Here is a 12,265-nt window from a genome sequence, read left to right on the forward strand (position 1 = left end):
GGCTCAGCAGGGCGTGAAGTGATTCACCCCGCCGGAGAAAAACGCTGAAAAAAGTGTTTGACTCTGAAGGAGGAAAGCGTAATATACGCCACCTCGCGACAGCAGGCCGAACGCCGCGTCGCACCGCTCTTTAACAATTTATCAGACAATCTGTGTGGGCACTCGCAGGATTGATATCAGCGTCTACGGACGTTAAAAATATCAAGTCTTTGCTGAGTGAACACGTAATTCATTACGAAGTTTAATTCACAGAGCATCGCTGCACTCGTTGCAGCAAATCAAACTTAAATTGAAGAGTTTGATCATGGCTCAGATTGAACGCTGGCGGCAGGCCTAACACATGCAAGTCGAACGGCAGCACAGAAGAGCTTGCTCTTTGGGTGGCGAGTGGCGGACGGGTGAGTAATGTCTGGGAAACTGCCCGATGGAGGGGGATAACTACTGGAAACGGTAGCTAATACCGCATAACGTCGCAAGACCAAAGTGGGGGACCTTCGGGCCTCACACCATCGGATGTGCCCAGATGGGATTAGCTAGTAGGTGGGGTAATGGCTCACCTAGGCGACGATCCCTAGCTGGTCTGAGAGGATGACCAGCCACACTGGAACTGAGACACGGTCCAGACTCCTACGGGAGGCAGCAGTGGGGAATATTGCACAATGGGCGCAAGCCTGATGCAGCCATGCCGCGTGTATGAAGAAGGCCTTCGGGTTGTAAAGTACTTTCAGCGGGGAGGAAGGCGGTGAGGTTAATAACCTCGCCGATTGACGTTACCCGCAGAAGAAGCACCGGCTAACTCCGTGCCAGCAGCCGCGGTAATACGGAGGGTGCAAGCGTTAATCGGAATTACTGGGCGTAAAGCGCACGCAGGCGGTCTGTTAAGTCAGATGTGAAATCCCCGGGCTTAACCTGGGAACTGCATTTGAAACTGGCAGGCTTGAGTCTCGTAGAGGGGGGTAGAATTCCAGGTGTAGCGGTGAAATGCGTAGAGATCTGGAGGAATACCGGTGGCGAAGGCGGCCCCCTGGACGAAGACTGACGCTCAGGTGCGAAAGCGTGGGGAGCAAACAGGATTAGATACCCTGGTAGTCCACGCCGTAAACGATGTCGACTTGGAGGTTGTGCCCTTGAGGCGTGGCTTCCGGAGCTAACGCGTTAAGTCGACCGCCTGGGGAGTACGGCCGCAAGGTTAAAACTCAAATGAATTGACGGGGGCCCGCACAAGCGGTGGAGCATGTGGTTTAATTCGATGCAACGCGAAGAACCTTACCTGGCCTTGACATCCAGAGAACTTAGCAGAGATGCTTTGGTGCCTTCGGGAACTCTGAGACAGGTGCTGCATGGCTGTCGTCAGCTCGTGTTGTGAAATGTTGGGTTAAGTCCCGCAACGAGCGCAACCCTTATCCTTTGTTGCCAGCGATTCGGTCGGGAACTCAAAGGAGACTGCCGGTGATAAACCGGAGGAAGGTGGGGATGACGTCAAGTCATCATGGCCCTTACGGCCAGGGCTACACACGTGCTACAATGGCGCATACAAAGAGAAGCGACCTCGCGAGAGCAAGCGGACCTCATAAAGTGCGTCGTAGTCCGGATTGGAGTCTGCAACTCGACTCCATGAAGTCGGAATCGCTAGTAATCGTAGATCAGAATGCTACGGTGAATACGTTCCCGGGCCTTGTACACACCGCCCGTCACACCATGGGAGTGGGTTGCAAAAGAAGTAGGTAGCTTAACCTTCGGGAGGGCGCTTACCACTTTGTGATTCATGACTGGGGTGAAGTCGTAACAAGGTAACCGTAGGGGAACCTGCGGTTGGATCACCTCCTTACCTGAAGATACCTTCCCGCGAAGTGCTCACACAGATTGTCTGATAGAAAAGTAACGAGCAGAAAAAACCTCTACAGGCTTGTAGCTCAGGTGGTTAGAGCGCACCCCTGATAAGGGTGAGGTCGGTGGTTCAAGTCCACTCAGGCCTACCAGATTTCTTCTCATGCCGCGTTATGTTTCCGGCTCGCATAGTTCACTATGCTTCGCGAAAACATGCCTTGCCTGAGACGAAATCACATTTCCCGTGTGAGAAACGTGACTCCTGGTGAGTGGATGTAGATGGTCTCTGCAGTGACTGTATGGGGCTATAGCTCAGCTGGGAGAGCGCCTGCCTTGCACGCAGGAGGTCAGCGGTTCGATCCCGCTTAGCTCCACCATTACAGTACTGAAACTTACTTCAGAGTATACCGGCGACGGTGTGCTGCGAAGTATTTGCTCTTTAACAATCCGGAACAAGCTGAAAATTTGAAACGACGCGTCGTATTCATTCTCCGTAATAAGAATGAAATTTACGATGCGTTCGGGTCTCTCAAATGCTTGCAGTCCGCAGCGTTGCAAAACGCCTGTGGGTTGTGAGGTTAAGCGACTAAGCGTACACGGTGGATGCCCTGGCAGTCAGAGGCGATGAAGGACGTGCTAATCTGCGAAAAGCGACGGTAAGGTGATATGAACCGCTACAGCCGTCGATGTCCGAATGGGGAAACCCAATGCACTTGTGCATTATCGTTAACTGAATACATAGGTTAACGAGGCGAACCGGGGGAACTGAAACATCTAAGTACCCCGAGGAAAAGAAATCAACCGAGATTCCCCCAGTAGCGGCGAGCGAACGGGGAGCAGCCCAGGACCTGAATCAGCTTGTGCATCAGTGGAAGCGTCTGGAAAGTCGCGCGATACCGGGTGACAGCCCCGTACACGAAGATGCATGAGTTGTGAGTCCGACGAGTAGGGCGGGACACGTGGTATCCTGTCTGAACATGGGGGGACCATCCTCCAAGGCTAAATACTCCTGACTGACCGATAGTGAACCAGTACCGTGAGGGAAAGGCGAAAAGAACCCCGGCGAGGGGAGTGAAACAGAACCTGAAACCGTGTACGTACAAGCAGTGGGAGCACCTTCGGGTGTGACTGCGTACCTTTTGTATAATGGGTCAGCGACTTATATTCTGTAGCAAGGTTAACCGCATAGGGGAGCCGAAGGGAAACCGAGTCTTAATTGGGCGTTAAGTTGCAGGGTATAGACCCGAAACCCGGTGATCTAGCCATGGGCAGGTTGAAGGTTGGGTAACACTAACTGGAGGACCGAACCGACTAATGTTGAAAAATTAGCGGATGACTTGTGGCTGGGGGTGAAAGGCCAATCAAACCGGGAGATAGCTGGTTCTCCCCGAAAGCTATTTAGGTAGCGCCTCGTGAACTCATCTCCGGGGGTAGAGCACTGTTTCGGCTAGGGGGCCATCCCGGCTTACCAACCCGATGCAAACTGCGAATACCGGAGAATGTTATCACGGGAGACACACGGCGGGTGCTAACGTCCGTCGTGAAGAGGGAAACAACCCAGACCGCCAGCTAAGGTCCCAAAGTCATGGTTAAGTGGGAAACGATGTGGGAAGGCACAGACAGCCAGGATGTTGGCTTAGAAGCAGCCATCATTTAAAGAAAGCGTAATAGCTCACTGGTCGAGTCGGCCTGCGCGGAAGATGTAACGGGGCTAAACCATGCACCGAAGCTGCGGCAGCGACACTATGTGTTGTTGGGTAGGGGAGCGTTCTGTAAGCCGCTGAAGGTGTGCTGTGAGGCATGCTGGAGGTATCAGAAGTGCGAATGCTGACATAAGTAACGATAAAGCGGGTGAAAAGCCCGCTCGCCGGAAGACCAAGGGTTCCTGTCCAACGTTAATCGGGGCAGGGTGAGTCGACCCCTAAGGCGAGGCTGAAAAGCGTAGTCGATGGGAAACAGGTTAATATTCCTGTACTTGGTGTTACTGCGAAGGGGGGACGGAGAAGGCTAGGTTATCCGGGCGACGGTTGTCCCGGTTTAAGCGTGCAGGTGTGAAGACCAGGCAAATCCGGTCTTCTTTAACACTGAGGCGTGACGACGAGCCGCCACGGCGGTGAAGTAACTGATGCCCTGCTTCCAGGAAAAGCCTCTAAGCTCCAGGTAACACGAAATCGTACCCCAAACCGACACAGGTGGTCAGGTAGAGAATACCAAGGCGCTTGAGAGAACTCGGGTGAAGGAACTAGGCAAAATGGTGCCGTAACTTCGGGAGAAGGCACGCTGGCGCGTAGGTGAAGGGACTTGCTCCCGGAGCCGAGGCCAGTCGAAGATACCAGCTGGCTGCAACTGTTTATTAAAAACACAGCACTGTGCAAACACGAAAGTGGACGTATACGGTGTGACGCCTGCCCGGTGCCGGAAGGTTAATTGATGGGGTTATCCGCAAGGAGAAGCTCTTGATCGAAGCCCCGGTAAACGGCGGCCGTAACTATAACGGTCCTAAGGTAGCGAAATTCCTTGTCGGGTAAGTTCCGACCTGCACGAATGGCGTAATGATGGCCAGGCTGTCTCCACCCGAGACTCAGTGAAATTGAAATCGCTGTGAAGATGCAGTGTACCCGCGGCAAGACGGAAAGACCCCGTGAACCTTTACTATAGCTTGACACTGAACATTGAGCCTTGATGTGTAGGATAGGTGGGAGGCTTTGAAGCGTGGACGCCAGTCTGCGTGGAGCCAACCTTGAAATACCACCCTTTAATGTTTGATGTTCTAACGTAGGCCCGTAATCCGGGCTGCGGACAGTGTCTGGTGGGTAGTTTGACTGGGGCGGTCTCCTCCCAAAGCGTAACGGAGGAGCACGAAGGTTGGCTAATCCTGGTCGGACATCAGGAGGTTAGTGCAATGGCATAAGCCAGCTTGACTGCGAGAGTGACGGCTCGAGCAGGTGCGAAAGCAGGTCATAGTGATCCGGTGGTTCTGAATGGAAGGGCCATCGCTCAACGGATAAAAGGTACTCCGGGGATAACAGGCTGATACCGCCCAAGAGTTCATATCGACGGCGGTGTTTGGCACCTCGATGTCGGCTCATCACATCCTGGGGCTGAAGTAGGTCCCAAGGGTACGGCTGTTCGCCGTTTAAAGTGGTACGCGAGCTGGGTTTAGAACGTCGTGAGACAGTTCGGTCCCTATCTGCCGTGGGCGCTGGAGAATTGAGGGGGGTTGCTCCTAGTACGAGAGGACCGGAGTGAACGCACCGCTGGTGTTCGGGTTGTCATGCCAATGGCACTGCCCGGTAGCTAAGTGCGGAAGAGATAAGTGCTGAAAGCATCTAAGCACGAAACTTGCCCCGAGATGAGTTCTCCCTGACCCCTTGAGGGTCCTGAAGGGACGTTGAAGACGACGACGTTGATAGGCCGGGTGTGTAAGCGCAGCGATGCGTTGAGCTAACCGGTACTAATGACCCGTGAGGCTTAACCTTACAACGCCAGAGGCGTTTTGGTCTGAGAGACCGGAGAATTTTCAGCTTGTGACGGAAAAATTAGCGGAAACGAAAGATTTTGCGCTGAGGCGAGGCGGCAGGCCGAAGGAAAGGAAGGAGCATACAGAAGTATGTGACTGACTTTGCGAGGGCGGCCAACGCGGCATCAGTGAAAAAGATTCGTTTCGTGCACCAGAATTTGCCTGGCGGCAACAGCGCGGTGGTCCCACCTGACCCCATGCCGAACTCAGAAGTGAAACGCCGTAGCGCCGATGGTAGTGTGGGGCCTCCCCATGCGAGAGTAGGGAACTGCCAGGCATCAAATTTAGTGTGCTGATATGGCTCAGTTGGTAGAGCGCACCCTTGGTAAGGGTGAGGTCCCCAGTTCGACTCTGGGTATCAGCACCAGTTATGGCATGAGTTCGGTTTAAAAGAATTTGCCTGGCGGCAACAGCGCGGTGGTCCCACCTGACCCCATGCCGAACTCAGAAGTGAAACGCCGTAGCGCCGATGGTAGTGTGGGGTCTCCCCATGCGAGAGTAGGGAACTGCCAGGCATCAAACACGAAAGCCCTGAACATTTGTTCAGGGCTTTTTTGTTTTCCGCGATGACCTTTATCTCAATAAAAACGCTCAATAAAATCCACAGGCATAAAAAAAGCCCCTGCCAGGCTGGCAAGGGCTGAATGATGCGGCTAATCGGGTTCGCTTAGTGGATAACCTGCGACAGAAACGCCCGGGTCCGCTCGGATTTCGGATTCGCAAAGAACTCTTCCGGCGGCGCCATCTCCACGATTTCACCGCGATCCATGAAGATCACCCGATCGGCAACCGTACGCGCAAAGCCCATCTCATGCGTCACACACAGCATCGTCATCCCGTCTTCCGCCAGACCGATCATGGTATCCAGCACCTCTTTAACCATCTCAGGATCGAGCGCGGAGGTGGGCTCATCGAATAACATAATCTTCGGCTTCATACACAGCGAACGGGCGATGGCCACACGCTGCTGCTGCCCGCCAGAGAGCTGCCCGGGAAACTTATGGGCATGCTCAGCAATGCGCACGCGCTGCAGATAGTGCATCGCCAGCTCTTCGGCCTCTTTCTTTGGCATCTTGCGTACCCATATTGGTGCCAGCGTGCAGTTCTGCAGGACGGTCAGATGCGGGAAAAGATTGAAGTGCTGAAATACCATGCCGACTTCAGTGCGCACGCGTTCAATATTGCGTACGTCATCATTCAGGTGAATACCATCCACGACAATCCGTCCCTGCTGATGCTCTTCCAGATGGTTGATGCAGCGAATGGTAGTGGATTTACCGGAACCGGAAGGGCCGCACAATACGATACGCTCGCGCGGTTTCACCTGCAGGTTGATATCTTTCAGTACGTGGAATTGCCCGTACCATTTATTCACGTTTTCGAGCGTAATCATCATGGCGTTGGCCGCCGTTGTCATAGTTTGTGTCATGTAAAACCTCAGTGCGATTTACGCCCGGTGTGAAAGCGCTTTTCCAGATACTGGCTATAGCGCGACATGCTAAAACAGAAAATCCAGTAGACCAGTGCAGCGAAAACATAGCCCTCGGTCGACATACCCAGCCACGTAGGGTCGACGGTTGCCTGCTGCACGCTACTGAACAGATCGAACAGGCCGATGATGATCACCAGGCTGGTATCTTTAAACAGCGCGATGATGGTATTCACCAGACCAGGAATGGTCAGCTTGAGCGCCTGCGGTAAAATCACCAGCGCCTGGGTTTTCCAGTAGCTAAGCGCCAGCGACTCGGCTGCTTCGTACTGGCCTTTCGGCAATGCCTGCAGCCCGCCGCGCACCACTTCCGCGACATACGCCGACTGGAACAGGATCACGCCAACCAGTGCTCGCACCAGTTTATCGATGGTGGTGCCCTCCGCCATAAACAGCGGCAGCATCACTGAAGACATGAACAGCACGGTAATCAGCGGTACGCCACGCCAGAACTCAATGAAAATCACCGACAGGGTACGCACCACCGGCATTTTAGAGCGACGACCCAGCGCCAGCAGAATGCCGAGCGGCAGCGCCCCGGCAATGCCGACAGATGCGATAATCAGCGTCAGCGTCAGGCCGCCCCACTGGCGCGTTTCCACGCGGTCCAGCCCGAAATAGCCGCCATACAGCAGCAGCCAGACGACGACCGGATAGATCACCGCCCAGCAGGCGATATAGCGGCCGCGGCGCGGCATGGATTTGATAAACATCGGCACAATCGACAGCAGGCCAATCACCAGCGCCAGATTGATGCGCCAGCGCAGCTCATGCGGATAGAGCCCGTACATGAACTGGCCAAAGCGTGCGTGGATAAAGACCCAGCAGGCGCCCGCTTTCGTACAGTCCGCACGGGTTTCGCCAATCCAGTTAGCCTGGAAGATCAACCAGTTCAGCGCCGGCGGGATAACGCTCCAGATAATCCACAGGCTGAGTAACGTGAGCAGCGTATTCAGCCAGCTGGAGAACAGGTTTTTACGCGCCCAGAGCCAGGCTTTACCCAGTGGATTGCCCGACACCGGCGGCGTTTCGTGTGTGGTCACAGACATAATGGTTCCGTTCTCTTAACGCTCAACCAGCGCAATTTTGCGGTTATAGAGGTTCATCAGCAGCGAAATGAGCAGACTGATAATCAGATAAACCGCCATGGTGATGGCAATGGTTTCAATTGCCTGGCCGGTCTGATTCAGTACGGTGCCGGCAAACAGCGACACCATATCCGGATAGCCGATCGCGGCCGCCAGCGAGGAGTTTTTTACGATGTTAAGGTACTGGCTGGTGAGCGGCGGGATAATCACGCGCATCGCCTGCGGAATGATCACCTGACGCAGCGTAACCGGGTTGGGCAGCCCGAGCGAACGTGCCGCTTCGCTCTGACCATGCGGTACTGACTGAATCCCGGCGCGAATCACCTCAGCAATAAAGGAAGAGGTGTAGATCGACAGTGCCAGCGTCAGCGCTGCCAGTTCCGGAATCATGGCAAAGCCACCGCGGAAGTTGAAACCGCGCAGCTCGGGCACATCCCAGTGCGTGGCGGCACCAAACAGCGTATGGGCGATCAGCGGCAGCAGCACAATTAAACCGGCCGCAGCGGGCCAGGTGCGGCGCAGCTGACCGGTTTTCAGCTGATGCTTGCGGTTAAAGCGGAACAGCGCGGCGCTGGCGGCGATGGCAATCGCCAGCGCGATCAGGAATGGCCAGGTGCCGGGTGCATACTCCGGCCACGGTATATACAAACCGCGGTTGCTGACAAAAGCCAGATCGAACGCGTTCAGCGCCTGACGCGGGCCCGGCAGATTGCGCAGCACGGCAAAGTACCAGAAGAAGATTTGCAGCAGCGGCGGGATATTACGGAACGTCTCGATATAAATGGTCGACAGCTTGCGCAGCAGCCAGTTATCCGACAGGCGCGCCAGACCGATGGCGAAGCCGAGGATGGAGGCGAAGACAATACAGAGCGCGGAGACCAGCAGGGTGTTGGTTAACCCGACCATAAACACGCGCGCGTAGGTATCGCCTTCGCTGTAATCGATCAGATGCTGGACGATGCCGAAACCGGCATTGCGCTCAAGAAAGCCAAAGCCGGAGGTGATACCGCGATTGGCAAGGTTGATCACCGTGTTGTGGATCAGATAACCCACCACAGCAAACACCGCCACAATCGCGACAATCTGGTAAAGCCAGGCGCGAACCGTAGGATTACCGAACGAAAAATCCCTTTTCACGGTTGGGCGTTGCGACATGTTAAAACCTCAGTGAAGAATACGCGTGGGCACCGCAGGATGCGGTGCCCGACTGGCAGGAGACAATTAACGCACTGGTGGAGCGTACTGGATGCCGCCCTGGTTCCAGAGCGCATTCTGGCCGCGTGCAATTTTCAGCGCGCTGTCTTTACCAACGTTACGATCGAACACTTCCTGATAGTTGCCAACCTGCTTGATGATGTTGTACGCCCACTTGTTGTCGAGCTTCAGGTCTTTACCGAAATCACCCTCTGCGCCCAGCAGGTGTGCCATATCTGGCGTGGTTGGCTTCGCCGCCATCTCATCAACGTTCTTCGAGCTGATGCCCATCTCTTCCGCATTCAGCATGGCGAACAGCGACCATTTCACGATGGTGAACCAGTCATCATCACCGCGACGCACGACCGGGCCCAGCGGCTCTTTCGAAATCACTTCTGGCAGTACGATAAAGTCATCCGGCTTGCCCAGCTTGATGCGCAGCGCATACAGCTGTGACTGGTCAGAAGAGAGGGTATCGCAGCGGCCGCTATCCAGCGCTTTAGCGGACTCATCAGAGCGGTCGAAGGTGACCGGCGTATACTGCATTTTGTTAGCTTTAAAGTAGTCGGCCACGTTCAGCTCGGTATCGGTACCGGCCTGGATACACACGGTGGCACCATCCAGCTCTTTGGCGCTTTTCAGACCGGCTTTCTTATGGGTCAGGAAGCCGATGCCGTCATAATAGTTTACGCCGGCGAACAGGAAGCCCATGCCGCCATCACGTGATGAGGTCCAGGTGGTGTTACGCGACAGGATATCCACCTCGCCTGACTGCAGCGCAGTGAAGCGCTCTTTGGCGGTCAGCGGGGTGTATTTTACTTTGCTGGCATCGCCGAAGACCGCAGCGGCAGCGGCGCGGCACACGTCAACATCGATACCGGTGAATTTGCCGCTGGCGTCAGCGTAGGAGAACCCTGGCAGACCATCGCTGATACCGCACTGTATAAACCCTTTCTTCTTAATGGCGTCCAGCGTGGTGCCTGCGTGCGCCTGCTGGGTCATGGCGAACAGCGAGGCGGCAGCAATCAGGGTGGAAAGCATCATCTTTTTCATAAAGCATCCTGTGTGGCGAGATCGTGTGTTGTTATGTTTGCGCGCACTTTACTGTGCGCTTATTTCTTTCTGTGGCGTTTAGCCATCCACGACACTGCAAAGCTGATGCCAGGTTTGCAGAATCCTGAATTCACTGGAAAGATCTTTTAATAAACGGACGTATCCGGAAAGTTGTCGCTACTATCGCGCACCAAAAGGCAGCATGACGAGTCGCCACGATCACAAATAGTGCAAAAAGTTTCACTATATGGAAGCAGTGTGAGCTAACGCTCATGAACAGGTGTACGGCAAAGTGGAATTACCGCTGAAGCGGTTCAGGATCACAAACAAAGCGGGCTGAGGGGCGAGCGGGAGGTTTTTTTCTGCGCAAAAACAGGGCAGGGCAGCGGCCCTGAGAGAGATGAGCTATCACGCCGGCGATTGCAACTATCGTTACCATTTTGACGATAATCGTTTCACGCGGTGTTAACGCACAAATAGCAGCAACAAAAACGCCAGCCCAAAGGCTGGCGTTATCGCAGCAAGGAACCAGAACGCTTAGTTCATGCCGTATTTTTTCAGCTTCTTACGCAGCGTACCGCGGTTGATGCCCATCATCAGGGCAGCGCGGGTCTGGTTGCCACGGGTATACTGCATCACCATGTCCAACAGAGGCTGCTCGACTTCAGCCAGTACCAGCTCATACAGGTCACTTACATCCTGACCGTTCAGTTGAGCAAAATAGTTCTTCAGTGCCTGTTTAACCGAATCACGCAGAGGCTTTTGCGTCACCTGATCCTGTGAGTTAACGGTAGAAACGGTCAGTACGTCAGAATTTACGCGTTGTTCGAACATAGTTCTTTCAGCTCTTTATTTCGTTTACGCAAGATTTTCGAAGTATGCCTCCAACGCCTCCAGCTGTTCGCTGGCATCCTCTATGGCGTTGAATGTGCGCCGAAACTGGTCGTCAGGGGCACTTTCCTGCAAATACCAGGAAACGTGTTTTCGGGCAATACGGTATCCCTTGCGCTGACCGTAAAAGTCGTGCAGCTCCCGTATGTGTCCAATCAGCATATGCTTCACTTCAGCCAGCGGCTTCGGTGCCAGCAGCTCCCCTGTGTCCAGATAATGCTGGATTTCCCGGAAGATCCACGGTCTTCCCTGAGCAGCGCGTCCCACCATCAGAGCATCGGCTCCGGTGTAGTCGAGCACTGCCCTGGCTTTGTGCGGGTCAGTAATGTCACCATTCGCGATAATCGGAATAGCGACGCTCTGCTTAACTGTCCGAATGCTGTCGTATTCAGCTTGCCCTTCAAACAAACAGGCGCGCGTGCGGCCATGAATGGTCAGGGCCTGAATACCACAGCGTTCAGCCAATTGGGCAATCTCTACACAATTACGATTTTCTTTGTCCCAGCCGGTGCGAATCTTCAGCGTAACCGGTACATCGACTGCGTTCACCACCGCACGGAGGATTGACTCCACCAGCTGCGGATGCTGCAGCAGCGCTGAACCTGCCATCTTACGATTCACTTTTTTAGCCGGGCAGCCCATGTTGATGTCGATAACCTGTGCACCGGACGCAACATTAATGCGCGCGGCGGCGGCCATCTCATCGGGATCGCAACCCGCAATTTGCACGGCGCGAATACCGGGCTCGTCACTATGCACCATACGCAAACGCGATTTGTCACTGGCCCAGACTTCCGGGTTCGATGACAGCATCTCGGAGACAGTCATACCGGCGCCGTTGTCATAACACAGGGTGCGAAATGGCTTGTCGGAAACTCCGGCCATAGGCGCAGCGATGAGTCGATTACGTAGCTGGTGATGTCCAATGCGCATGAAAAAGAAGTGACCCTAACTGTTCGCAAGGCGGCGTATATTACGCATTTTTTCCGGAAGATGAAAGGCCAAACTTTGAACAATTCGCCGTTTAAGATCAGGGAAATGGGGCTTAGCAGCGGGGTATTGATCATTACTTGTTTAAATTCAGTGTATTACAAAAATACGCTGAAATTGTGAGCAAAAGTTTTTCCAAAAATATGCGCTGAATCACAACATAAAAACCGCCACTTCCGCGAATCGGCAAGAGAAATGGCGGTGATTTGATTG

Annotated in this window: 6 protein-coding genes, 3 tRNA genes and 4 rRNA genes; 7 read left to right on the forward strand and 6 right to left on the reverse strand. The window is 54.3% G+C overall.

Annotated elements, in window-relative coordinates; genetic code table 11:
- The first annotated feature begins 286 nt into the window (after positions 1-286).
- From E7738_RS15815 to rrf (E7738_RS15845), 7 genes are all read left to right on the forward strand, one after another.
- Positions 287-1,828: ribosomal RNA gene (locus E7738_RS15815) — 16S ribosomal RNA — on the forward strand.
- A 74-nt stretch (positions 1,829-1,902) separates the two neighbouring features.
- Positions 1,903-1,979: transfer RNA gene (locus E7738_RS15820), tRNA-Ile, on the forward strand.
- A gap of 149 nt (positions 1,980-2,128) precedes the next feature.
- A tRNA-Ala gene (locus tag E7738_RS15825) sits at positions 2,129-2,204 on the forward strand.
- A 199-nt stretch (positions 2,205-2,403) separates the two neighbouring features.
- Positions 2,404-5,306 (forward strand): 23S ribosomal RNA (locus tag E7738_RS15830).
- Between the two features lie 202 nt (positions 5,307-5,508).
- Positions 5,509-5,624, forward strand: a 5S ribosomal RNA gene (gene rrf / locus E7738_RS15835).
- 14 nt (positions 5,625-5,638) lie between these two features.
- Positions 5,639-5,714 (forward strand) — tRNA-Thr (locus tag E7738_RS15840).
- Positions 5,715-5,746: 32 nt separating this feature from the next.
- Positions 5,747-5,862, forward strand: a 5S ribosomal RNA gene (rrf, locus tag E7738_RS15845).
- The 16S, 23S and 5S rRNA genes sit together here with 3 tRNA genes alongside, the layout of an rRNA operon.
- Before the next feature lie 152 nt (positions 5,863-6,014).
- Here the strand turns inward: rrf (E7738_RS15845) and E7738_RS15850 are convergent.
- The 6 genes from E7738_RS15850 to dusB form a co-directional block, all read right to left on the reverse strand.
- A complete protein-coding gene (locus E7738_RS15850) occupies positions 6,015-6,776 on the reverse strand; it encodes an amino acid ABC transporter ATP-binding protein (protein WP_031279829.1) in 762 nt (253 codons plus the stop codon).
- Between the two features lie 8 nt (positions 6,777-6,784).
- Positions 6,785-7,885 (reverse strand): amino acid ABC transporter permease, encoded by a 1,101-nt coding sequence (locus E7738_RS15855; RefSeq protein WP_021508166.1) that lies wholly within the window; start codon positions 7,883-7,885, stop codon positions 6,785-6,787.
- A gap of 15 nt (positions 7,886-7,900) precedes the next feature.
- On the reverse strand, positions 7,901-9,079 hold the full coding sequence (locus E7738_RS15860; RefSeq protein ID WP_021508165.1) for an amino acid ABC transporter permease: 1,179 nt from the start codon (positions 9,077-9,079) through the stop codon (positions 7,901-7,903).
- Between the two features lie 66 nt (positions 9,080-9,145).
- Positions 9,146-10,171 carry an amino acid ABC transporter substrate-binding protein gene (locus E7738_RS15865; protein WP_021508164.1) on the reverse strand — a complete coding sequence of 342 codons (1,026 nt, stop codon included), beginning with the start codon at positions 10,169-10,171 and terminating at the stop codon, positions 9,146-9,148.
- 537 nt (positions 10,172-10,708) lie between these two features.
- The gene (gene fis / locus E7738_RS15870; protein WP_003855228.1) at positions 10,709-11,005 is read right to left on the reverse strand and encodes a DNA-binding transcriptional regulator Fis; all 297 of its coding nucleotides are present in this window, start codon (positions 11,003-11,005) and stop codon (positions 10,709-10,711) included.
- A 24-nt stretch (positions 11,006-11,029) separates the two neighbouring features.
- Positions 11,030-11,995: a tRNA dihydrouridine synthase DusB gene (gene dusB, locus E7738_RS15875; protein ID WP_040679767.1), complete on the reverse strand. Its 966-nt coding sequence runs from the start codon at positions 11,993-11,995 to the stop codon at positions 11,030-11,032.
- Positions 11,996-12,265: the final 270 nt, after the last annotated feature.

The organism is Pantoea sp. SGAir0430 (genome assembly GCF_043549295.1).